The organism is Jongsikchunia kroppenstedtii DSM 45133 (assembly GCF_000380485.1).
GTDB classification, from domain to species: domain Bacteria; phylum Actinomycetota; class Actinomycetes; order Mycobacteriales; family Mycobacteriaceae; genus Jongsikchunia; species Jongsikchunia kroppenstedtii.
In genome coordinates, this window is record NZ_AQYG01000051.1 from 364,345 (window position 1) to 386,889 (window position 22,545).

General features: G+C 65.8%; 19 protein-coding genes and 1 tRNA gene. 11 read left to right on the plus strand and 9 right to left on the minus strand.

Annotated elements, in window-relative coordinates:
• Positions 1 to 86: 86 nt before the first annotated feature.
• The 5 genes from G341_RS22685 (at position 87) to G341_RS23245 (ending at position 4,992) form a co-directional block, all read left to right on the plus strand.
• Positions 87 to 689, plus strand: a complete 603-nt coding sequence (locus G341_RS22685; protein ID WP_155827080.1) for a TetR/AcrR family transcriptional regulator — start codon at positions 87 to 89, stop codon at positions 687 to 689.
• Positions 690 to 1,015: 326 nt separating this feature from the next.
• Complete coding sequence (locus G341_RS24330) at positions 1,016 to 1,582, plus strand: transglycosylase family protein (protein WP_018180900.1); 567 nt, start codon at positions 1,016 to 1,018, stop codon at positions 1,580 to 1,582.
• Positions 1,583 to 1,778: 196 nt separating this feature from the next.
• Complete coding sequence (locus tag G341_RS0119710; RefSeq protein ID WP_018180901.1) at positions 1,779 to 3,260, plus strand: flavin-containing monooxygenase; 1,482 nt, start codon at positions 1,779 to 1,781, stop codon at positions 3,258 to 3,260.
• A gap of 178 nt (positions 3,261 to 3,438) precedes the next feature.
• Positions 3,439 to 4,164: a hypothetical protein gene (locus tag G341_RS0119715; protein ID WP_018180902.1), complete on the plus strand. Its 726-nt coding sequence runs from the start codon at positions 3,439 to 3,441 to the stop codon at positions 4,162 to 4,164.
• A gap of 30 nt (positions 4,165 to 4,194) precedes the next feature.
• Positions 4,195 to 4,992 (plus strand): hypothetical protein, encoded by a 798-nt coding sequence (locus G341_RS23245; protein ID WP_155827081.1) that lies wholly within the window; start codon positions 4,195 to 4,197, stop codon positions 4,990 to 4,992.
• 68 nt (positions 4,993 to 5,060) lie between these two features.
• Here G341_RS23245 and G341_RS0119725 read toward each other — a convergent pair whose 3' ends face one another.
• Genes G341_RS0119725 through G341_RS24070 form a run of 3 tightly spaced genes read right to left on the minus strand, consistent with a single transcriptional unit; the run spans position 5,061 to position 7,954 of the window.
• On the minus strand, positions 5,061 to 5,444 hold the full coding sequence (locus G341_RS0119725; protein WP_026303923.1) for a VOC family protein: 384 nt from the start codon (positions 5,442 to 5,444) through the stop codon (positions 5,061 to 5,063).
• A gap of 54 nt (positions 5,445 to 5,498) precedes the next feature.
• Entirely contained in the window at positions 5,499 to 6,488 is a 990-nt protein-coding gene (locus tag G341_RS0119730; protein WP_043452022.1) for a zinc-binding alcohol dehydrogenase family protein, read from the minus strand.
• A 59-nt stretch (positions 6,489 to 6,547) separates the two neighbouring features.
• Complete coding sequence (locus G341_RS24070) at positions 6,548 to 7,954, minus strand: NAD-dependent epimerase/dehydratase family protein (RefSeq protein WP_081622621.1); 1,407 nt, start codon at positions 7,952 to 7,954, stop codon at positions 6,548 to 6,550.
• Positions 7,955 to 8,002: 48 nt separating this feature from the next.
• Here G341_RS24070 and pdxR point away from each other — a divergent pair, with 48 nt between their 5' ends.
• Positions 8,003 to 9,403 (plus strand): MocR-like pyridoxine biosynthesis transcription factor PdxR, encoded by a 1,401-nt coding sequence (gene pdxR / locus G341_RS0119740; protein ID WP_026303925.1) that lies wholly within the window; start codon positions 8,003 to 8,005, stop codon positions 9,401 to 9,403.
• Between the two features lies 1 nt (position 9,404).
• Here pdxR and G341_RS0119745 read toward each other — a convergent pair whose 3' ends face one another.
• Together G341_RS0119745 and G341_RS0119750 are read right to left on the minus strand one after the other, a co-directional pair.
• Positions 9,405 to 10,925: a molybdopterin-dependent oxidoreductase gene (locus G341_RS0119745; RefSeq protein ID WP_018180908.1), complete on the minus strand. Its 1,521-nt coding sequence runs from the start codon at positions 10,923 to 10,925 to the stop codon at positions 9,405 to 9,407.
• A gap of 114 nt (positions 10,926 to 11,039) precedes the next feature.
• The gene (locus tag G341_RS0119750) at positions 11,040 to 11,621 is read right to left on the minus strand and encodes a winged helix-turn-helix transcriptional regulator (RefSeq protein ID WP_018180909.1); all 582 of its coding nucleotides are present in this window, start codon (positions 11,619 to 11,621) and stop codon (positions 11,040 to 11,042) included.
• Positions 11,622 to 11,730: 109 nt separating this feature from the next.
• Here G341_RS0119750 and G341_RS0119755 point away from each other — a divergent pair, with 109 nt between their 5' ends.
• Complete coding sequence (locus tag G341_RS0119755; RefSeq protein WP_018180910.1) at positions 11,731 to 12,897, plus strand: thiolase family protein; 1,167 nt, start codon at positions 11,731 to 11,733, stop codon at positions 12,895 to 12,897.
• Between the two features lie 125 nt (positions 12,898 to 13,022).
• Here the strand turns inward: G341_RS0119755 and G341_RS0119760 are convergent, their stop codons facing one another.
• The 3 genes from G341_RS0119760 to G341_RS0119770 form a co-directional block, all read right to left on the minus strand.
• Complete coding sequence (locus G341_RS0119760) at positions 13,023 to 13,253, minus strand: DUF2630 family protein (RefSeq protein WP_018180911.1); 231 nt, start codon at positions 13,251 to 13,253, stop codon at positions 13,023 to 13,025.
• 159 nt (positions 13,254 to 13,412) lie between these two features.
• A tRNA-Met gene (locus tag G341_RS0119765) sits at positions 13,413 to 13,486 on the minus strand.
• A gap of 168 nt (positions 13,487 to 13,654) precedes the next feature.
• On the minus strand, positions 13,655 to 16,675 hold the full coding sequence (locus G341_RS0119770; RefSeq protein WP_245557063.1) for a UPF0182 family protein: 3,021 nt from the start codon (positions 16,673 to 16,675) through the stop codon (positions 13,655 to 13,657).
• Between the two features lie 116 nt (positions 16,676 to 16,791).
• On the opposite strand from G341_RS0119770, the gene G341_RS0119775 reads away from it, so the two are divergent.
• Positions 16,792 to 17,406, plus strand: coding sequence for a PPA1309 family protein (locus G341_RS0119775; RefSeq protein WP_018180913.1), 615 nt, complete (start codon positions 16,792 to 16,794; stop codon positions 17,404 to 17,406).
• 23 nt (positions 17,407 to 17,429) lie between these two features.
• Here G341_RS0119775 and G341_RS0119780 read toward each other — a convergent pair whose 3' ends face one another.
• Positions 17,430 to 18,470 carry a PDZ domain-containing protein gene (locus tag G341_RS0119780; protein ID WP_018180914.1) on the minus strand — a complete coding sequence of 347 codons (1,041 nt, stop codon included), beginning with the start codon at positions 18,468 to 18,470 and terminating at the stop codon, positions 17,430 to 17,432.
• A gap of 119 nt (positions 18,471 to 18,589) precedes the next feature.
• Between G341_RS0119780 and G341_RS0119785 the strand changes: the two genes are divergently transcribed.
• The 3 genes from G341_RS0119785 to G341_RS0119795 all read left to right on the plus strand — a co-directional run bounded on the left by G341_RS0119785 (position 18,590) and on the right by G341_RS0119795 (position 22,534).
• Positions 18,590 to 20,041 (plus strand): zinc-dependent metalloprotease, encoded by a 1,452-nt coding sequence (locus G341_RS0119785; protein WP_043452185.1) that lies wholly within the window; start codon positions 18,590 to 18,592, stop codon positions 20,039 to 20,041.
• Between the two features lie 23 nt (positions 20,042 to 20,064).
• Positions 20,065 to 21,063: a hypothetical protein gene (locus G341_RS0119790; RefSeq protein WP_026303927.1), complete on the plus strand. Its 999-nt coding sequence runs from the start codon at positions 20,065 to 20,067 to the stop codon at positions 21,061 to 21,063.
• 115 nt (positions 21,064 to 21,178) lie between these two features.
• Entirely contained in the window at positions 21,179 to 22,534 is a 1,356-nt protein-coding gene (locus G341_RS0119795; RefSeq protein ID WP_018180917.1) for an ABC1 kinase family protein, read from the plus strand.
• Positions 22,535 to 22,545 lie beyond the last annotated feature (11 nt).

Below are 22,545 nucleotides of genomic sequence, written 5' to 3' on the forward strand. Positions count from 1 at the left end.
AACGGAAGCTTCCTCCAGTTACAATACGGAGGTAGCCTCCGGTTTGCAATAGTTCACTTGGTATTGGCACGTCAGGAGGGGTGACGATGGCCCGGTCGGCGACAGAGTCGGCATCCACGTCGGGCGGATCGGCGCCGAAACCGCGGGCGGACGCCCAGCGAAACCGGGCCAAGCTCATCGGCGCCGCCCACACCGCATTCACCGAGACCGGCGTGAATGCCCCGCTGGAGAAGATCGCACAGAGCGCCGGGGTCGGCATCGGCACGCTCTACCGCCACTTCCCCACCCGCGCCGACCTGGTGCAGGCGGTATACGCGCAGTATTCGTCCGAGTTGGCCGATGCCGGCGAGGCGGCGATGCGCACCGAGACGCCGGATATGGCGCTGCACAAGCTGTTTCGGCTCTTTCTGGACACCGCGCAGACCAAACGCGGAATGAAAGAGGTCATCCTTGCCGAGGTCGGCCAGGATGCACCGGTCTTCACTCAGGCCCGCGAGCGCACCCGCGCGGTCTTCGATCAGATCGTGTCCGCCGGCCAGACCGACGGACTGTTCCGCGATGACGTCTCCGCCGATGACGTCCACAAGATCATCGCCGGACTCACGATGACCTGCGCCTCCGACGCCACTCCGGCCGATCTGGACCGGATGGCGACGATCATCGTCGACGGTTTGCGCGTTCCGCGCTGAATTCGATCCCGACATTTCGGGTGATGAATTCGTGGTGGGGACCACAAAAACCTCGTGTTCCTGCTCACAAAGATCATTCACTATGTAGTGCTTGCAATTGCGAGCGATTGGGCGGCTGAGCTGGGGTTCTAGCGCCCGAAACGGACATTTTTCACCGTTATCAGACCGAGATCTTCGGCCCTGAGCGATGTGCGACAACGATTTTCGTTCCGTAGCGTCTGCCGCGGTCCAGAACACGACCGTCGAACGCCACGCCGCGACGCTACTCGTCCAGCGGCGAAGGGGAGGTGCCCCGCCACGGCGGTCATGCGAAAGGAACGAAGGCTATGAACAAGAACGCTCCGAAGCTGAGCAAGAACACCAAGCGCGTTGCAGTGCTGTCGGCCCTTGCCGGCGCCGCGGCGCTTCCGGCGCTGGCTCTCGCCACCGCGCCTGCTCAGGCCGCCGGCCACAACTGGGACGCAGTTGCCCAGTGCGAGAGCGGCGGCAACTGGGCGATCAACACCGGCAACGGCTACTACGGCGGCCTGCAGTTCTCGCAGAGCACCTGGAGCGCCAACGGCGGTTCGGGCAGCCCGGCGAACGCGTCGCGTGAAGAGCAGATCCGCGTCGCCGAGAACGTGCTGAACACCCAGGGCCCCGGCGCCTGGCCCGTGTGCGGTTCGCGCCTGGGCAGCGGCGAGTCCTACGCCGCCACCACCCCGAAGGCTCCCGAGGCTCCGGCCGCGCCCCAGAACCACGACTACGTCGTGGGCCAGGGCGACGCCCTGGGCACCATCGCCGCCGCGCAGAAGGTCGGCCTCCCGGCCCTGCTCGACGCCAATAAGGATCTGGTCCAGCACCCGGACACGATCAACATCGGCACTAAGATCGTCATCCCGGCGGCCAAGTAAGCCCCGGCTGACACCAGACCAGCACGCACTGGCGACTGTGCCCGCGCTCCTATTGGAGCGCGGGCACAGTTGTTTCTACGGTCATTGCCTGCTTCTACAGTCATTGCCGCCGGCGGACCAGCCGACAGATATATATGTGTCGAACCGTCACAGAAAACTCTAGACACCCTTGTTGACTGGACGTACAATAAGCGTCATGACTGCACAATACGACGCGGTAATCATCGGAGCCGGATTCGGCGGCATGGGTGCCGCTATCCAGCTCCAGGAGCTGGGCCTGCACAATCTGCTCATCCTCGACCGCGAGGACGACCTGGGCGGCACCTGGCACGTCAACCACTACCCCGGACTGGCCGTGGACATCCCGTCCGCCGTCTACTCCTATTCCTTCGAGCCCAACCCGTACTGGTCGCGCCTATTCGCACCGGGGTCCGAGCTCAAGAAGTACGCCGAGCACGTCGCCGATAAGTACGGCCTGCGCAAGTACATGAGGTTCGGCGTGGTGGTCAACGGCGCACGCTGGGACGCGGAGCATGACCACTGGGTGGTCTCCACGGCCGACGGCGACACCGTCACCGGCACCTACCTGCTCACGGCGACCGGCTTCCTGTCGCAGCCGAGGATGCCTGATATCGAGGGAATCGACACCTTTGCCGGCAAGGTCATCCATACCACCAAGTGGGACAACGACTTCGACCCCAAGGGCCGCAGGATCGGTGTCATCGGCACCGGCGCCACCGCGGTGCAGCTGATTCCGGAGCTGGCCAAGTCGGCGGCCGAACTCACCGTGTACCAGCGCACCGCCATCTGGGTGGTGCCGAAGATGGATGCGCATGTGCCCGGATTCGTCCGGCAGTTGTTCGCGCGGGTCCCGCAGACACAGAAGGCCGCCCGTAAGGTCGGCGGCACGGTGCTCGAGGCGATCATGGTCGGCGGCGTCCTGCACTTCCGCCAGTTCAAGGTGTTCAACCGCGGCGCCGCGGCGGCCGCCAAGGCGCATCTCTACGCGCAGGTCCGAGATCCCAAGGTGCGCAAAGCTTTGACGCCCGACTACGACTTCGGATGCAAGCGGCCGACCTTCTCCAACACCTACTTCCGCACGTTCAACAAGCCGAACGTAAAGCTGGAATCGACATCGATCGCCCGCGTCGAGCCGGACGGTATTGTGACGACCGACGGCAACAAGATCGAGATCGACACCCTGGTGCTGGCCACCGGCTTCAACCTGTGGGAGGCAAACTTCCCGGCCATCGAGGTGATCGGTCGCGAGGATCGGAATCTCGGAAAGTTCTGGCGGGACAACCGTTTCCAGGCATTCGAAGGCATCACTGTGCCGAAGTTCCCGAACTTCCTGAGCCTCAACAGCCCGTACAGCTACAGCGGCCTGTCGTACTTCGACACCATCGAATCGCAGATGCGGCACGTCAAGCGGCTGTTCCAGGAGATGCAGCGCCAGGGCGCCACCACGTTCGAGGTCACCGAGGCCGCCAACACCGACTTCCTCGACCGGATGACCCGCAAGCTGGACGACTCCGTCTTCATCCTCGGCAGCTGCGAGACCTCCCGCAGCTACTACTTCAACCAGCACGGCGAGGCCACGCTGCTGCGTCCGACCTCGACGGCGTCGGCCTACGAGGAGCAGGGGACCTTCCCGCTGGAGGCGTACGAGATCGCCTGACCTACTGGGAACGTGACGCATACAGGGTGCGGTGGACATAACGTCCGCCGCACCCCGTATTAGTCATGGCCCCAGCACTTCCCGGGACGAGTCCCGGGCTGATTGGGTTCGTGGTCGATTCGGGCTCAGGCTGATTCAGCCACGCTCGCCGCTCCGACGAATAGCCGGACTCGACAGCGTGAAGTCGAAGTCGTCACTGACAGCGGTGTCGCTGACCAGCGATTCGCAGCCCCCCGCAAGCTCCGGCGCCGCCGCTACGCAGGTTCTCCAAAAATCGGTTCGCATTGTCGGACTCGTCAGCTATACCGATCACAACCAATTCAGCGAAGACAAGGGGCAACCGATGAGCGAATGGGATGCGCACGTGCACTGCACGTGCTTCCTTGACGGCTTGACGAGCGCCCCGCCATATCCGCGATCTGAACTCACCGTCAACCGATTCGGCGTCGTCACCCTCCTGCACAGCCACGACCACTCCGAAGACCCCGAGGATCTCTGGTGCTGGCGCGTTGGCATGACCGCAGACGGAGCCGACGCACCGCAGCCATGTCGCCACGACAACATGAAACTGGTCGATGAGATCTTCTACTGGCCTGGCAGCGTTACTCACGTCGGCCGCTACCCAGCCGCCGAGAGTCTCATTCGCGACCTGGGACTCAGCCGACTCGATGCAGCGATCCACCGGCCGGCCAACTACGACTTCGCGTCCGGCGGTATCTGGATGTATTCAACGGAAGCCGCCGAGTGCTTGGATGAGCTGCACCGACTCGTCAAGATGCCGCTTGAGGGAATCGGCAACGAGCGAACCTTCATAGATGCGCTGGAAATCTTGTTGCCAGCTGCTGTCGAAACCAGCAACCCGATCATCTGCCACTACAACGGCGTCGCAGATGATGCGTGGTGAACAGAGAACTCCCAAGTCGACTGCGGAAGAATGAAACCACCGATTGAGCCACCAGTAACGCGCGACAAAGTGCGCGAACTCACGAAGCGGTGGGCATACGAGCCATCCACCGTAGGTGAATATCTTCACGAAGGCTTCAATAGCGACCCGGTATCCGGAGGATTCGCGTTCTCGTGCGATCGGGGGCTGGTCATCGCGAGTACCGGCGGCAGTTGCATCTGGTCCGGCATCACCGGAGATGTTGCAGCGCAGCATGATGCGATCGACGAATTCTGGCGCAAGCAGCGGCACAAAGATCGTCCGCTCGCCATCGATCAGGTCAGTGTTTGGCACCGGGCTGCAATCGGAGCGCTCGTGCAGGGGCTCCCCTCCGTCGCCGACCTGCCAGAGCACGAGCGCGAAGCTCTACCTGATCTTCCACGCGCTGAGGGACTTCTGATTGTGCTGCGCGGAACGCTACGCCGGGTCGAAAGTGCACCGACCGAGGCGGCCGCCCTGCGAATTCTGGCGGCCGACGACTGGCTGCTCAATACTCCAAGCGAGGCACTGGCCGCGCACCCGTGCCCGCTTTGCCAACGACTGGCACTCGGATCGAGCGTTGGACGTGTCGAGGTGTGTGATCGTTGTGCGCGGCACGCGCGGTGCTGCGACAACCGGCTCGTCGCTGGATCAAACACGTCCCTGTTCGGCGGCTTCATCGCGGTGCACGTGGACGACAAGACTCCCTGTGATCAGGTCACTAGAAACGGAATCGTGTACATAGACAACAAGGTCTGCTGCATGGGCGAAGAACGCATCGGCGGCGTGTATGTCGCGTACGAAACCTAGGTCCGGACGGCATGGAGTTGGACGCAAACTCTCTTGCCTTCAGCCCGACGACTTCGCACACACTGCGGTCAGGGCCGGTTCAGCTGCCAGGACACGCCGAACCTGTCATTGACCCAGGCGAACGCCGTCGAGAACCCGTAGTTGTCCAACGGCATGAGCGTGCCGCCGCCCTCACCGAGCGTGGCGACCAACCACTCCAGTTCGGCACGCTCGGTGACGTCGACGAACAGCGAACTCGACGGTGTGAAGTCGAAGTCGTGACTGACAGCGCTGTCGCTCACCAGGATTCGCAGTCCCGCGAGCTCCAGCTCCGCCAGCATGATCCCGGACCCCGGCGCCGGATGCGGCGTGGACGACACCACCCGACTACCGGGGAACGCCGAAAGATAAAGCTCGATCGCCGATGCGGCAACGCCCCCCTGAAACATGAGAAACGGTCGAATGGCTGCCATGGTTGCGGACACTACGACGCGCGCCCAATACGGGCAACCCGGGCCGGTGACCGGTTAGGTCACCAGCACCGCGGCTCCACTGAACCTGCCGAACTTGAGGTCCCGCAGGGCCCGGTCGGCGGTATCCAATGAGTAGGGGTGGGTCGTGAGATGCAGCGGATGCTGCGCGGCGAACGCCAGGAATTCCCGGGCGGCCGCGCGCGTGTTGGACGTGACGCTGCGAAGCTGACGTTCGCGGAACAGATGTCGCTGGTAGTTCAGTGGCGGCACGTCGCTCATGTGGATCCCGGCGACGGCCAGCGTGCCGCCGGCGTCGAGGGCTTCCAGCGCCGGCAGCACGAGATCACCCACCGGCGCGAACAGGATCGCCGCGTCGAGCGGTTCGGGCGGCGGGTCTGCGGCACCCTGTGCCGACGCGGCACCGAGATCGAGGGCCAGCTGCCTGGATGCGGCATCCCGGGTCATCACATGCACCCGGGCGCCCCGATGGATCGCGACCTGCGCGGTGATGTGCGCGCTTCCGCCGAAGCCGTAGATCCCCAGGACACCGCCGTCGGGCAGCTCCGCCCGTTGCAGCGCGTGGTAGCCGATGATCCCCGCACACAACAGGGGCGCGACGTCGACATCGGTATAGCCATCCGGCAGCGGCAATGCATAGGCGGCCGGTACGACGGCGTACTCGGCGTAACCACCATCGAAATCCCAACCGGTATACCGTGATTCGGGACAGAGATTCTCGGCGCCGCGTCGGCAGTATCGGCAGACTCCACACGTATGCCGCAGCCAGGGAATGCCCACGCGCTGGCCCACGACGAAGTCGCCGGCCGGGCTCACCACCTCGGCGACCACTTCATGCCCCGGGACCACGTGATCACGATGAACCGGCAGATCCCCTTCGACCACGTGCAGGTCGGTCCGGCACACCCCGCACGCCAGCACCCGCACCGATAACTCGCCTGCCGCCGGCCGCGGCTCTGGCGCAGTTCGTAATACGACCGGCGCGCCGTCGACCGGCCCCGGCGTCGTCACCATCCACGCTTTCATCAGATGTCCCTCGGCTCGTCAACACAGCGTTCCGTAGACACCATTCTCGAACAGCGCGGCTATCGAATGCTGCTGTTCCGGACGGACGCACCCAGAGAACCACCTTCACGTCGCCAAGGCGACGCGGGAGCGTCTCGCCCGGACAGCACCATGATCGCCACCCCGGCGACCATCTGCGCGGCAAGCAGAACAAGGCTGGCGACCGCATCGCCCGTGGTCGCGAAGTGGTGATGGTGCACGGCATGGAAGACGAGATGGGGTACGGCCTCGATCGCCGCGATCAGCCCCATGGCGAGCAGCCAGCCCTGTCGCCCGATCACGGCCGCGACCACCCCGGCGACGCCGGCGGCCAGATAGAAGCCGCCGAGGTCCGTGATCAGATGCTCGTTGTAGGGCGGCTCCGACAACGCCCAGTGCCGACCGAAACCTGGGAACTGCTGATACCAGTTAGACGGCGCGAGCGTGGCCCAGCAACCGATGGCGCAGAAGAAGATTCCGATGATGGCCGCGAGTGCCCGGGCCAGCATCAGCAGACGCCCGGGTTGCCATAGGTCGGCCGTTGCGCGCCAACCGTCACGCGCATTCGGATAGACGGGCCGCCAGCCGGTCGCGTCTTTGAATCGCTGATTGGAGACGCGCTGCGAGCGCATCACCGCCGCCATGTTCTGACCGGCGAGCCCGATCAGTCGACCCGGTGCGCCGATCAGCGGGCGGCGACCCACGGCATCGGAGATCGCCTGGCCGTAATCGTGTTTCGTCATCGGCTCGTCGTCGACGACGTTGTAAACGCCCGCCCCGGCATCCAGCGCGGCGACGACCGCCCGGCCGGCGTCCACGAGATGGATCGGCGAGAAATACCCGTCCGGCGGTCCATACACGACGCGCACCCCGGCTTTCGCCATCGTCAACATGTCATTGTTCTGACTGGAACCGGGGCCGTAGAACAGCCCGAACCGAAGCACCACGCCAGCACCACCGGCCTCAGTGAATCGACGGATAGTGTTCTCCGACAGCGGGGTTGATTCGACGACCGGATAGATCGCCATCGACACATCCTCCGTGATGGGGTCGTCGCGGGACGGATAGGCCAACGCGATCGATTCCTGGATGACGCGTCCCACCCCGGCCGCGAGCGCGGCGTCCACGACCGCAGTGGTCCCCTCGGTTCGGATACGCGCGTTGTCACGCCACGCTCGGGCGAACGGATAGGCAAAGGTCGACGGGATCGCGGTCGCCAGATTGACGACGGCGTCGTGCCCCTCGAACGCCCGTGTCATGCCGTCGACGTCGAAAATCGACACGAACACCGGCACCGCACCCATCTCCGCGACCACTCCGGCCTTCTCTCGGGTGCGTACCATCGCCGAGACCTGATGCCCTGCCTCGATCAACGCCCGCACCGCGTGCGGTCCGATCGCGCCGGTAGCACCGGTGACAAACACTCGCTTCGCAGTTCGATCTGGCATACGCAGGAACGCTACCGAGACACCGGGCCACGATTAGGCTCCACATTCATGACAGTTTCGGGTACCACTTCAGGACCGGAAGTGCTCGTCGAGATCGACCGTGGCAGCGCCGAGCCGCTGCATCGACAGTTGACCGCCGGTCTACGGGACGCAGTCCGCTCGGGCCGCCTCGCACCGACATCGCGAATGCCGTCCACGCGGGTACTGGCGGACGATCTCGGAGTGTCGCGGCGGCTCGTGGTCGAGGTCTACACACAGCTGATCGCCGAAGGCTTCCTGACGAGCGCACATGGCGCCGGAACCTTCGTCGCCGACATCGACACGAACACGCACGCCGAGGCCGCGGACGACCATCACGTCACCCGATACGAGGTCGACTTCGGCACCGGCCTGCCCGACCTCCGAAGCTTCCCCCGAGACCGATGGTTGCGGGCGTTGCGGCACGGACTGTCGCGGCTGCCGTCCGAATCACTCGGATACGTCGCACCGCAGGGACTCCCGGACACCCGGCAGGCGATCGCCGGCTATCTGCAGAGAACCCGCGGGATCGCCGCGGATCCGGGCCAGATCGTACTGTGCTCCGGCGCGACGCAGGGACTGGGACTGTTGGCACAGGTGCTGCGCGAGCGCGGCGATGGCACCATTGCGATGGAGGAGCCCGGCTTCTGGCTGCACCGGATCGTCCTACGCCGCAATGGAATCGACCCGCTTCCCCTGCCCGTCGACGATCACGGATTCGATATCGCGGCGCTGCGCGCGAGTCCGGCAAGAGTGGCGCTGACGACGCCGGCACACCAATGCCCTACCGGCGTCGTCATGACGGCGCAGCGACGGGCCGACCTGCTGGACTGGGCGCGCGACGGCAATCTGATCATCGAGGACGACTACGACGCCGAATATCGCTTCGACCGCAGACCGATCGGGGCGCTGCAGGGGCTCGCCGCCGACCGAGTGATCTGCATGGGCACCGCGAGCAAGACGCTCGCGCCGGGTCTGCGGATCGGGTGGCTGGTCCTACCGCCTGCGCTGGTCGATGCGGTCACCCTCTCGAAAGGTATTGCAGACAGCGGAAACTCGGTCATGGACCAGGTTGCGTTCGCGGAACTGCTCGACTCGGGCGACTACGATCGGCACCTGCGCCAGATGCGGCGCAGATACGCGTCGCGGCGGAGTACCTTGCTCACGATGTTGGGCGAGCACCTGCCTGCGGCCACGGTGTCAGGAGCGGCCGCGGGCATTCAGCTCGCCGCCGTGTTCCCCGATGGATACGACGTCGAAGAACTCGTACGACGGGCCGCCACGTCACGAGTGCACGTCGAATCGACGAGACCGTTCTACGCGCACCGGGCCGGCGCACCTCCCGGGCTGCTCCTGAACTACGCCAACGTGACCGAGTCGCAGATCATCACGGGCATGACGATTCTCGGCCGCATCGCACGCCAGCTGTGATTCAGGCGTCCACCCGCACAACCTTTTTCGGATAGCCGCTCGCACCGTCGGGCACCGGGTCGGCGGTCTCACTGGTCTGCGTGACGCCCGTCCCGTCGGTCGCCCGAGCCACGATCGTGTGCGTCCCCTTGCCGGCCTGCCACGGCAGCCACCATTGCCGCCAGGTGTCGATCGAGTATTCGGGCGCGAGGTTCGCGGTCTGCCAGGCGCCGCCATCGATCTGCACCTCAACGGTTTTGATGCCGCGGTGCTGCGCCCACGCGGTTCCGGCGATCACCTGGGTACCGCCGCCGACCCGCGCGCCCGACGACGGCGAGTCGATGCGGCAGCCGGTCTTGATCGGCCCCAGCGCCGACCATCCCCGATCGGTCCAATAGGCGGTCGCCTTGTCGAAACTCGTTATCTCCCAGTCGGTGACCCATTTCGTCGCTGATACGTAGCCGTACAGCCCGGGGACCACCTGCCGAACCGGATAGCCGTGCTCGGTGGGCAGCGGCTGACCGTTCATCGCGACGGCGAGAATGGCATCGCGGCCGTCGATGAGGGTGGAGATCGGCGTGCCGGCCGTCCAGCCGTCCACGCTGCGCGAGAGCAGCATGTTGGCGCCCGGCTGCACGCCCACCGAATCCAGAATCGGCTTGATCGGGATGCCGGTCCATACCGCATTGCCGATCAGGTCGCCGCCGACCTCGTTCGACACGCAGGTGAGCGTGACCGCTCGCTGCACCGCGGCCATCGACACCAGGTCGTTCCAGGTGATGGTCCGCGGCCGATCGACCATGCCGTGGATCTTGAGCCGCCACTCGCCGGTCGTCATCTGCGGCACCTGCAGCGCGGTGTCGATCCGGTAGAAGTCGCCGTTGTCAGTGACATACGGAACCGCGCCGCGCACATTGACGTCGGGCGGAATCGGCGGCGCCGGCGATTGCGGCACCGGCAGGCGTAGCGTGCGTCGATCGGCCGCCAACTCCGCACTCCGGTCGACCAGCTTGCGACCCAACGCGTACGCGCCGGCCGATGCGGCGGCGAGAATCCCTGCAGCGGCGAAGAATCGCCGCCGGCTGAGCTCCGGGTCACCGGAGTCGATGACGCCGGCGACCGGCCGGTAACCGAGTAGCAGCCGTAGCACCACCACCCCGACCACGCCGCCCAGCAGCGACGGCCAGACGAATGCCCCCGTCGACGTCGGCCGACTCATCGCCGTCACCGCGCCGAATATCGCGAAGGCCGCGATGATCGCCGATCCGATCGGGCGGCCATTGCGCTCGACCGTCCCGGCGAGGGCCGACAACACCGCGACGAGCACCGCCAGGCAGGCGAACAGGAAGGCCTTGTCGTCGGTGCCGAAGTTGCTGATCACCCATTCCCGCACCCCGGACGGAGTGCGATCGACGACGGCGCTGCCGACCGCGTAGAACGGCGCCGAATCCCGGCCGACGCCCGCAGCAACCAACTGGCCGACGGCCAACGCGACCGCCGCAGCGATCCAACCGGCGAGAACCCGCCGCATGCCCTGCGTCACCTCAACCAGTGTCCTCTTCGCGGCGGCTGCCAGCCGAATTATGACAAGCACGTAAGGAGTGCCCGACCATGCCACTACCGAACGTCCGCGGCGGGTCGCAGGCGCCCGGTCGGTTCAGAGGCGGTGTGCCCGACTGCGCGCGAGGATGTACTCCTCGTCTTTCAGGCGCACGGCAGCCTCGTCCACTGCGACGTCGTGTCCCGCGGCGCACCGCACAACCGCGGACAGCGGCGCGTCGCAGTCTCGGTGGACCAACTCGATCCCGGTTCGATGATCGTCGCCGAGCGACTCGCCCCATTCCATGAGCGCGACCACGATCGGGAACAGCTTGCGACCGCGCTCGGTCAGCACGTATTCGTTCCGGGTGCGCTGGCCGGCCTCGCGGTATGGACGCCGCGCCACAATGCCGTCGTCATGAAGCTGCTTGAGCCGCCCGGCAACGACCGCCTCACTCAGCCCTGTGCGGCGGGCGATCTCATCGAACTTCGTGCCGCCATAGAGCAATTCGCGTATGACGAGCATTGCCGATCGAGTACCGATCAGATCCAACGCCCGCTCGATGCGGCACCACCCCTTGGACGGCCATCGATCCCGGTCGGCAAACGCACCCAGGCGCTCCAACACGTCATTCGACTGCGCCGCGTCGACCTCGGCCGCACCCGGATCGGGAGCCGCGGTTCGTTTGGCATCGCTCATACCCAGACCCTACCTGGCTTTACCTTTCAGTAGTTAGAGCGTAGATTCTAACTATGGTTTTCCTTAGCCAGGGAATCATCGGTGATCCAGTCACAGAGAGGCAGTAGCCATGACAAGCGCATACATCGTCGACGCGGTCCGCACGCCAGTCGCCAAGGGCAAGCCCGGCGGCGCATATTCCGACATACATCCGGTGGACCTGCACGCCCACACGCTCGCAGCTCTCGTCGAACGCGTCGGCATCGACCCGGCCGTCGTCGATGACGTCATCAGCGGGGCGGTCGGCCAGGTCGGCGAACAATCGGGCAACACCGCCCGCTGGGCGGCACTCGGCGCCGGCTTCCCCGAATCGGTGCCCGCCGTCACGGTCGACCGCCAGTGTGGGAGCTCGCAGCAGGCACTCCATTTCGCGGCGCAGGGCGTGATCGCCGGGGCCTATGACGTCGCCATCGCCTCGGGCATCGAATCGATGAGCCGCATCCCGATCGGCTCGCAGTCTGAGGGCAAGAACTTCCGCGGCAACCGCGTCGATGCGCGCTACGACAACGGCCTTGTCCCCCAAGGCATCAGCGCGGAGCTGATCGCTGACCGGTGGCAGCTGTCACGCTCCGAGTTGGACGAATTCGCCGCCGAGTCGCATCAGCGGGCGGCTCGGGCATGGAAGGACGGATTGTTCGACTCGCAAATCACGATGGTCAACGACCTCCGTACCGACGAGACCATTCGGCCCGAGTCGACGGCCGAGACGCTCGCCGGTCTGCGGCTCGCCTTCAAGAACGACTTCTGGGCGCAGCGGTACCCCAACCTCGACTGGCGCGTCACCGCAGGCAACAGCTCGCCGGTCAACGACGGCGCGGCAGCGGTCCTCATAGCGAGCGATGCAGCTACGGCACGCCTCGGACTGACACCCCGCGCCCGGGTGCAATCGTTCGCCGTGGCCGGCGACGATCCGGTATTCATGCTCACCGGCATCATTCCGGCGACGCAGAAGGTGCTGGCCAAGGCGGGGCTCACCGTCGACGATATCGACGTGTTCGAGGTCAACGAGGCCTTCGCGTCGGTGGTGCTCGCTTGGCAACGAGAGATCGGCGCGGACCTTGCGAAGGTCAACATCAACGGCGGCGCTATCGCGATCGGCCATCCGCTCGGCGCCTCGGGCGGCCGCCTGATGACCACGCTGGTGAACAACCTCGAACAGACCGGCGGACGCTACGGCCTGCAAGTGATGTGTGAGGCCGGCGGCCTCGCCAACGCGACCATCATCGAAAGGCTCTGAGCAACAGTAGTTGGTCGGAGCCGCCTGCCGCGGTGGCCGCAGTCGGTGAGCTCTGGTCCTCCAGTCGTCCGGTGCCCGCCGGATACTGCCTCCGTGCGGAGGCCAGGAATCGTCGCCGCTACCGGCTACTGGAGATACGACTCCACGTCGCCGGTCGTCCGGGCCTGCGCGTGGTCCGGGTTCTCCCCGAATTCCGTGCGGGCCCGGCGCTGCCGGAGCAGATCCCAGCATTGGTCCAATTGATTCTCAAGCGTTCGCAGTCGCTCGTGCTGATCGGCCGTGGCACCGCTCTCGCGGAGCTGATGCTCTTCGGCGACCAGTGCGTTGATGCGGTCCAGGACTGACTTGTCTTCCATGACGCTCCTCCGCGACTCGACTGCGCTGCCTTTGCTGGGCTGCCCTTTGCAGGTTAGATCCATTCGCGGCCGGACGTCGGGCCTCGCGGGATTCCAGTCCTCGGCCCCGACACGAAAAACTCAGGCCCGGAGGACGAATCCTCCGGGCCTGAGACCTAGTAGCGGGGACAGGATTTGAACCTGCGACCTCTGGGTTATGAGCCCAGCGAGCTACCGAGCTGCTCCACCCCGCGATGGTGAACGCAACATTACCGGCGAGAAGCTCTGTGATGCAAATCGATTGATCTACGTCACTTTTCGGGCCGTTCGCCGCTGGTCAGGCCCATAAATAAAGGCGAGGCCCGCGTCGTAACGCGGGCCTCGCCTCATGATCCAGGCCTCGTTGCCGGCCTGATCGGCACTTACTTGTTGACCAACCCCTCGTAGTCGCTCGTCGCAGCCTTGAGGTCGGCCTGCGCCTTCGCCATTCCGGTGTAGTCACCGTTCTGCTGCGCCTGCTGCAACGCGTCGAGAGCGCTGTTGATCCGACCGATCACGGCGGTCAGCTGCGGGCTGGCCGCCACCCCGGCACCGCCACCGGGCGCCGGGGTCACCGGCGCAGGCGGCTGCACCGGCTGCGGAGTCGGTTGGTTGGTATTGCCTTGCGGCTGAGTCGGATTCTGGTTCGGCAACGGCGTGGTCGGGTTGATGCCGACCTGCTGCAGGGCCTGAGCGACCGTAGAGGCGTATCCCAACGCCCACGGGTTGTTCTTGCCGCCGCCTGCGTAGTACCGCATCAGCACCCGGTACAGCTGCGGATAGGTGGCGGTGCCATTGGCCTTCACATACATCGGCAGCACGTTCAGGATCCCGTTGTCCCCCACCGGCAATGTCAGCAGGTTGCCCCAGATGATCTGGCCGGTGTTCTCCAGGTTCTTCCGGTCGGCATTCACTGCCAGAGACGGATCGCTGGGCGTCGTCATCGCCGCGAACGACTGCGTGGGGCCGTCCGTCTGCGTGCCCACGGTGCGAATCGTGAACTGTCCGTAGTCCGCCGGATCCGACCCGACCGAGATCTGCGAGGCCATGAAGTCCCGCCGCAGCGCGTTCATCGCCGAACTCAGCTGGAACTGCGCCTTCCCGCTCTTCGGATCAGAGGCGATGTAGTAGTACGGCGGCTGATCCAGATTCGCCGGATTGTCCGGCTGCGTCGGATCGGCGGGCACCGACCAGAAATCGTTGCCGCGGAAGAACGTCTGCGGATCCGACACGTGGTACTTGGCCAGCAGCGCCCGCTGGATCTTGAACAGATCCTCCGGGTATCGCATGTGGTCGAGCAGTTGTGGATTCTTGTCCAAATCCGATCGCGGCTTCACCGAACCCGGGAACACCTTCATCCAGGTCTTCAGCACCGGATCGGTGTTGTCGAACTGATACAGCGTCACCTTGCCTGTGTACGCGTCGACGGTCGCCTTGACCGAGTTACGTACATAGGACACTTGACGATTCGTCTGTGTCCTGCCGGTCTGCCCCTGATTCAGCTCCTGCGCGTCGGCCGTCGCATCCTGCAGCGACATCTTCTGCGCATACGGGAACTGGTCCAACGTGGTGTACCCGTCAACGATCCACTGGATCTTGCCGTCGATCACCGCCGGGTAGGTCTTCGAATCGACCGTCAGCCACGGCGCCGCCTTCTTGACGCGATCGCGAGGGTCACGGTTGTAGAGCAGCTTCGAGTCCTTGTTGATGGCCCCCGACAGCAGGAAGTTGCGTTCGGTGTACTTGACCGCATACGCGAACCGGTTGAACCAATTGTTCAGCGGCACACCGGTTCCGCCGTCGTAGGTGAAGGTCTGGGCACCGTTGTCGTATTCCTTCTTCTCCCCGTTCGGCGCCCCGACGATGGCGTAGTCCGGACGGACCTTGGCGATCAACTCGCCGAAGTAGATGCGCGGCTGCTTCACCTGAATGGGCGAATCCTGATAGCCGGGCTTGCCGATCGTGTCCAGGTCGCTCACCAGGAAGTTGGGCTTACCACCGATCTGCTGGCTGTTGCCGTTGTTATCGGTCGTCGACTGATCGACCTGATTGGCCGGCGCCGCGATGAACCCGTCGCCATGGGTGTAGACGGTGTGCTTGTTGATCCAGTTCTGCTGATTGGCAGCGAATCTCGTTGGGTCGAGTTCACGCACCGAGACGACGTAGTCGCGCAGGGTGCCGTTCTGGTCCCGGTAGCGGTCGAGCGACATCTGCTGCGGGAATCCGTAGAAGTTCTCGTTCTGCTCGAGCTGGGTGAACGCGTCCGACAACACATTCGGGTCCAGGATCCGAATGTTCGAGAGCGTGGCGTTGTCGTTGTTCACCGTCTGGGTATTGGCTGGATTGGTGCCCCAGTCGGTGATCGTGTTGATCTTGTTGTCGGTGATTCCGTACGCCTGTTTCGTCGCATCGATGTTGCGGCCGATGTACTCAGCCTCCTTGGCCGCGGCGTTCGGCTTGACCGAGAACTGTTCCAGGATCAGCGGCCAGCCGACACCGATCACCAACGCCGACAACAGCATCAGCACCGTCGCCAGCGCCGGCACCCGCAGATCGCGCAGCACGATGCCGGCGAAGAAGGCGACCGCGCAGATGATGGCGATCGACATCAGGATCAGCTTGGCGGGCAGCACCGCGTTGATGTCGGTGTAGCCGGCGCCGGTGAAGATCGACTGCTTCCGGGTGCTGGACAACAGGGTGTACCGATCGAGCCAGTACGCGATCGCCTTGAGAATCAAGAAGATTCCGGCGGTCGCGGCGAGCTGGATCCGGGCCGCCTTGGTAAGCGTTCCACCGCGACCGGCCAGCCGGATACCACCGAACACGTAGTGCGTCAGCAGCGCGAACAGGAATGCGACCACCGTCAGCACGAAGAGGAAGTTCACGATGAAGCGGTAGAACGGCAGATCCCAGGCATAGAACCCGGCGTCCAGGTGGAACTGCGGATCCTTGTAACCGATGGTCGTCCCATGCAGAAACTTCTGCACGATGGCCCAATTCCCTTGCGCCACCAGGCCGGCGATGAGTCCGACCAGCACGACCGGACCCCAGGTGAACCAGCGCAGATGCCCCATCACCACCGCGCGGTAGCGCGCGATCGGATCGGCCGGCCCGTTGGCCGGCACGAATACCGGCCGCCAACGGAACGCGAAGAACAGTGACGCGAAGACGATCGCCCCGGCGATGATGCCGGTGATCACGAACAGCCAGATCCGCGTCCAGATGATCTTCGTGAACACGTCCTGATAGTTGAGGTCCTTGAACCACAACCAATCGGTGTAGATGGCCAGCAGACGCGGACCGACCAGCAGGATGATCAGGATCGCGACGGCGACCCAGATGAGAATCTTGCTGCGACGCGACAGTTTCGGCATGCCTTCTGGACCGCGAATACCCACTGTCATCCCTTCGGAAAATCACTGATCGCCGGACCACTGTGTCCGTATTCTGAACACTCTACTGATAGCCGGAACGAGCCGGCCCGGCGAACGAAACGCATGGGCACCCGACGTGCGGCACAATGACTGCCGTGACCGGTCTGCACGCTTCCCCTGAACTCTCCCCCGACGCACTGGGCAGTGCCGTGCGCGAGGCTGTCGAGTTCACCGATGCCGGCGGCTGGGGCCAGCCGGCGCAGCTGTTCGCCTTGGTATCGACCGCCCTGCTACGCGATACGCAGCCCGAGTGGGCCGACTCGCTGGACTCGTCCGAGCTGACCGTCATCGAGCAGGAACCGCTGCCGGTATCACCGGAGAGCGGGCTCGCGGAGCTCGAACACGTATTGGGCACCACCGCCTGGCCCGAGGCCGTCGCCGGATGCGCGCTGGTCCAGGAGATCCTCGTGCTGCCGCCGGCTGCGGAGTCGGCGCTGGATGAGGCACTGGCCCCGGTACTGGCCGACCCGGATGCCGCCGATGCCGCCGCGCGGGAGGCCGCCCATTCGCACCCGGACGCACGCCGCGCCCGGCTCGCGATCGGCGCCCTGCGCAGCGGTCACACGCTGGCGGTCATGCAGTTGCAACCCACCGATGACGAGGGGGACGACGACATCGAGCTGCTGCAGCATCGCGATCTCGCACCGAATCTCGTTGCCGCACTTGCAGCCACGCTGGACAACCCTGCAAACGAGGACTGACCGGGCGAGCCCATGGCAGCCGGCTAGCAGCTCGGGGCGGCCTTCCCGGTGGTGATATCGCCCAGCCCGGTGATCGCATCACCCAGGTTGTTCACCTTCAGCAGGGTCAGCCCGGCGGGCTTGTCGGACTTCGCCTCGGCGCAGTTGTCGGCGGGCACCAGGAAGTTCGTGGCACCGGCATCGCGGGCGGCCCGCATCTTGTGCGTGATGCCGCCGATCGGCCCGACGTCCCCGTCCGGGTCGATGGTGCCCGTGCCGGCGATGAACTTGCCGCCGGTCAGCTCCCCCGGGCTGAGCTTGTCGATGATCGCGAGCGTCATCATCAGGCCGGCCGACGGTCCGCCGATGTCGCCGACCGAGATGTCCACCGTCAGATTCGGATCGGCGCTGCGATCCTCGACGCCGATGCCGAGCATCGCCTTCTTCTTGTCGTCGGGATTGGCTGCGAGGGTGATTGTTTCCTCGAGATCGGCCCCGCCGCGGCGCACCCCGACCGTGACGGTGGATCCGACGGGCCGATCGCTGACGGCGGCGCGTAGTGCCGTCGAGTCGGCCACCGGCTGACCGTCGACAGTGCGGAGCTCGTCATCGACCCGTAGCTTGCCGTCGGACGGACCCGGGCGCTGGACGGCCGCGACATAGGCGGCCACCGGCCGATGCAGGTAGCGCAGGGCGGCGATCACCGCCGACTGCTCGGACCCGGCCATCTGCTGCTTGTTCTGCTGATCGTTCTCCTCGCGGGTCTGGTCGGGCGGATAGACCAGTTCGCGCGGCTCGAGCGAGTCGCTGCCGGAGAACCATTTGCCGAGCGCCTGGAAGAGCGTCAGGTCGTCGGTGACCGACACCGTGGTCAGGTTGAGATGTCCGGTGGTCGGGTCGACCTCGGCGCCCTCGATGCGGACGACCTGATGACCGCCGTACTCGCCGAGGGTGTTGACCGTCGGTCCCGGGCCCTCGCTGACGTATGGCACATGCACGCTCGCCCCGACGACCATGAAGACCACCAACAGCACCAACGACGCGGTCAGCGTGACTACCCGGCGGTCGGTGGCCTTCAACTTCACCCGGCCAGCCTAGCGACCGCCGCCGCAGAGGCTTGCTCGCGCTGCGCCGAGAGCGAACGCCGCTGGTCGCGCCGGTCGAGCCAGATGTCGCCGGCTCCACCGAGCGGTACGGTTGTTTCATGAGTGACCTTCCCTTCGGATTCTCGTCGTCGTCCGATGACGATGACGACGACAAGCGCGGCCGGAAGCCCTCGGGCGATTCCGGGGCCGGTGATCCGTTCGGCCTGGGTCCGGGTGGGCCCGGGGCCGGCGGTGGCTTCGATCCGAGCCAGCTCGGGCAGATGCTTTCGCAGCTCGGCCAGATGCTGAGCGGCATGGGCAGCGGCATCGCCGCCGGCAATCAGGGCGAGCCGGTCAACTACACGCTGGCCTCGCAGCTGGCCCGCCAGCAGATCGGCAAGCACAAGCCGGTCGGCGCGGGCGAGATCTCCGCCGTCACCGATGCGGTGCGGCTGGCCGAGACCTGGCTCGACGGCGTCACCGCGCTGCCCGCGGGCGCGCAGACGATCACCGCGTGGACGCCGGTCGAATGGCTGGAGAAGACGCTGCCGACGTGGAAGCAGCTGTGCAATCCCGTCGCCGAGCAGCTCTCGGGCTCGATCTCGCAGGGCATCGCCGAGGTTCCCGGCGAGGCGGCAGAGATGGCCGGTCCGATGATGGGCATCCTGTCATCGATGGGCGGCATGGCATTCGGCAGCCAGCTGGGCCAGGGACTCGGGATCCTCGCGAAGGATGTGCTGAGTTCGACCGATATCGGCCTACCGCTCGCCCCCGAGGGCACCGCGGTGCTGATGCCGGAGGCGATCGCCGCATTCAGCGACGGGCTGGATCTGCCGGCGCAGGAGATCATCGTGTTCCTGGCCGCCCGCGAGGCCGCGCATCTGCGGCTGTTCAGTCACGTTCCGTGGCTGCGCGGACGTCTCATCAGCACCGTGCAGGAGTACGCGCGCGGCATCCGGATGGACTTCTCGGGGTTGACCGAGGCGGTCGAGAACATCGACCCGACGACACTGTTCTCGGATCCGTCCAAGCTGGAAGAAATCATGCAGCAGCAGGGATCGATGTTCGGCCCGCAGACCACGCCCGAGCAGCAGCAGGCCCTGGCCCGGCTGGAGACTCTGCTGGCCCTGATCGAGGGCTGGGTCGAATCGGTGGTTCGGGCGGCCCTGCACGACCGCATCCCGAGCGCGGACGCCCTCGCCGAGACCATCCGCCGACGACGGGCCAGCGGCGGGCCGGCCGAGCAGACCTTCGCCAATCTCGTCGGGCTGGAGCTGCGGCCGCGCAAGCTCCGCGAGGCCGCTGCGCTGTGGGACCGCCTCGTCGAGGCCGGCGACGTCACCAGCCGCGACGCCGTGTGGGCCCATCCGGACCTGATCCCCGACGCCCGCGACCTCGACAACCCGGCCGCGTTCATCGACCGCAACATCGGCGGCGACAGCTGGTCGGCCGAGGATCTCGATGATCCGATGGCCGCGTTGGAGAAGACGATCGCCGACGAAGAGCGCAAGCGCAAAGACGACGGCGAGAACGACTCGGACACGAAAGACCAGGGCGGAACCGCGGAGTAAGTCCGGCACGTCCCAGTGGCGTGATGACTCACGCCCTCGCCGGCCCGGAGGCCACCGATACGCGCCCCGGCTCCCCGGACGGCGAACCCTCGCGCCACGAATCTTCCTCAGGCGCAGGTGCTCTCGATCCGGCACCGATGCTGAGCGCAGGCGCGCCGCTGCTCACCAGGTCGGGCGGCCGCATCCAGATCGGTTGCGACCCCGATCGCGCCGTCATCGTCGAACCGCCCGGCTGGGTGGAGGCGTCGGCGCTGCATGATCTCCTGCATTCGCTGCGGGTGCCGCGCGGCGCCGCGGAGGTGACGGCCGCGGCGATCGATATCGGGCTGCCGGCCGAGGCATTCACGACGCTGCTCGACCAACTGGTCTCGGCCGATCTCGCGTCGCGGCCGACGCCGGCGAGCCGACGAGTCTCCCGAAAGTTCCGGGTACGGCTGCACGGCGGCGGCCCGATCGCCGACGGACTGGCCGGATCGCTGCGGTCGGCGCATTTCGCCGTCGAGACGTCCCGCCGACGTCCCAACACAGGTTGGAGCGGTGTCGGCATGTGGCACGGCGGGCTGGTCGTGTTGACGGACGCACTGGTTCCCGATCCCGCCCTGGTCGCGACCCTCATGCGGCATCGGACGCCGCATCTGGTCGCCCGGATGCGCGATGACGTCGGGATCGTCGGCCCAATGGTGCTGCCGGGGCTGTCCAGCTGCCTCGCCTGCGCCGATCGGTACCGGCATGAGCTCGACGCCGACTGGCCGTTGATCGCCGCGCAGCTGGTCGGGCGGACGGGCAGCGGCACCACGGCGACGCTCGCCGCGACCGTCGCCTTCGCCCACGCGCAGATCGAGCATGTTCGCGACGCCTGGCGACGGGGCGGACCGCTTGCCGCGCACTCGGATTCCGCGTCCACCGACGCAGCTCCGCGCCCGCCGGCGACTGTCGATCAGACGATCGAACTCCGTACGTCGTCGCCGGAAGTACGCCGCCGCTCCTGGCCGCCACATCCATTGTGCGACTGCCATTCCTGATCGATGCCCTGATCGACGGGCCGAAGCGGACCGCCGTCCGCACAGGACGCTCGCCTCGATTCCCGGATACCACCGGTACCAGCTACTGTGACGGTCGAACAGATTGGAGCCCGCCTTGCCGAAGATCACTGAGGGTGCTGGACGCCGCAACGCGAAACTGGCCGCGATCCCGCTCGGGCTGGCCGGCCGTGCCGTCGCGGGTGGCGCCAAGCGCCTGGCCGGCAAAGACAAGGACGAGGTCCAGCTGGAACTGCTGGAGAAGACCGCCGAGCAGCTGTTCGACGTGCTCGGCGAGCTCAAGGGCGGCGCCATGAAGGTCGGCCAGGCGCTCTCGATCTACGAGGCCGCCATCCCCGAGCAGTTCGGCGAGCCGTTCCGCGAGGCCCTCACCAAACTGCAGGCCGAGGCCCCACCGATGCCCGCCAAGAAGGTCCACCAGGTCCTCGACCAGCAGCTCGGCACCAAATGGCGCGAGCGCTTCCAGGACTTCGACGACACCCCCGCCGCGTCCGCCAGCATCGGCCAGGTGCACCGGGCCACCTGGTCGGACGGCCGGGCCGTCGCCGTCAAAGTGCAGTATCCCGGCGCCGACCACGCCCTGCGCGCGGATCTGAAGACCCTGCGCCGCATGGGATCCCTTATCGAGAAGCTGGTGCCGGCCGCCGACGTCAAGGCGATGGTCGACGAGCTGATCGACCGCACCGACGACGAGCTCGACTACCAGTCGGAGGCGAGCTACCAGCGCCAGTTCGCCAAGGCCTACGCCGACGATCCCGATTTCTATATCCCCAAGATCATCGCCAGCTCACCGAAAGTCGTTGTCTCCGAATGGGTCGACGGCACGCCGCTGTCGAAGATCATCAGCGGGGGCACCCAGGAGCAGCGCGACGACGCCGCCGCCAAGATGTCGATCTTCGAGCTCAGTTCTCCGGTGCGCGCCGGGCTGCTGCACGGCGACCCGCATCCCGGCAACTTCCGGATCATGCCGGATGGTCGGTTCGCGGTTCTCGACTTCGGCGCCGTCGGCAGCTATCCCAATGGGCTGGATCCGATCATCGGCAAGATCTTCGGCCTGGCCCGCGACGAGAAGTACGACGAGCTGCGTGAAGCGCTCGAAGAGGGCCACTTCATCCCGCCGGACTTCCACGGCCGGATCAGCACCGAGGAGATGGTCGCGTTCCTCGGGTCATACACGGAGCCGCTCAAGTACGACGAGTTCCACTTCACCCGCGAGTGGCTGCAGGACATGTCCAACGTCAGCACCGACCCGGACAACGTCATGCAGGGCTACAAGCTGGTGCGGAATCTCAACGCTCCCAAGGAGTACGTGATGCTCGGCCGGGTGCTGGCCGGATGCGTCGGCATCGCCGCGCAGCTCGAGGCCAACATCCACTATCACGATATCGCGGCCGCGTGGATCCCCGGATATTGCGACGAGGTCAAAGACCCGAAGTACTTCCCCGCCGCCTGAGCCGGACCACC

Bases quoted from the DNA above. Each gene is read 5' to 3' on its own strand.
- G341_RS22685 (WP_155827080.1), top strand. From the start codon at position 87: ATGGCCCGGTCGGCGACAGAGTCGGCATCCACGTCGGGCGGATCGGCG.
- G341_RS24330 (WP_018180900.1), top strand. From the start codon at position 1,016: ATGAACAAGAACGCTCCGAAGCTGAGCAAGAACACCAAGCGCGTTGCA.
- G341_RS0119710 (WP_018180901.1), top strand. From the start codon at position 1,779: ATGACTGCACAATACGACGCGGTAATCATCGGAGCCGGATTCGGCGGC.
- G341_RS23245 (WP_155827081.1), top strand. From the start codon at position 4,195: ATGAAACCACCGATTGAGCCACCAGTAACGCGCGACAAAGTGCGCGAA.
- G341_RS0119725 (WP_026303923.1), bottom strand. From the start codon at position 5,444: ATGGCAGCCATTCGACCGTTTCTCATGTTTCAGGGGGGCGTTGCCGCA.
- G341_RS0119730 (WP_043452022.1), bottom strand. From the start codon at position 6,488: ATGAAAGCGTGGATGGTGACGACGCCGGGGCCGGTCGACGGCGCGCCG.
- G341_RS24070 (WP_081622621.1), bottom strand. From the start codon at position 7,954: ATGCCAGATCGAACTGCGAAGCGAGTGTTTGTCACCGGTGCTACCGGC.
- pdxR (WP_026303925.1), top strand. From the start codon at position 8,003: ATGACAGTTTCGGGTACCACTTCAGGACCGGAAGTGCTCGTCGAGATC.
- G341_RS0119750 (WP_018180909.1), bottom strand. From the start codon at position 11,621: ATGAGCGATGCCAAACGAACCGCGGCTCCCGATCCGGGTGCGGCCGAG.
- G341_RS0119755 (WP_018180910.1), top strand. From the start codon at position 11,731: ATGACAAGCGCATACATCGTCGACGCGGTCCGCACGCCAGTCGCCAAG.
- G341_RS0119760 (WP_018180911.1), bottom strand. From the start codon at position 13,253: ATGGAAGACAAGTCAGTCCTGGACCGCATCAACGCACTGGTCGCCGAA.
- G341_RS0119770 (WP_245557063.1), bottom strand. From the start codon at position 16,675: ATGACAGTGGGTATTCGCGGTCCAGAAGGCATGCCGAAACTGTCGCGT.
- G341_RS0119775 (WP_018180913.1), top strand. From the start codon at position 16,792: ATGACTGCCGTGACCGGTCTGCACGCTTCCCCTGAACTCTCCCCCGAC.
- G341_RS0119785 (WP_043452185.1), top strand. From the start codon at position 18,590: ATGAGTGACCTTCCCTTCGGATTCTCGTCGTCGTCCGATGACGATGAC.
- G341_RS0119790 (WP_026303927.1), top strand. From the start codon at position 20,065: ATGACTCACGCCCTCGCCGGCCCGGAGGCCACCGATACGCGCCCCGGC.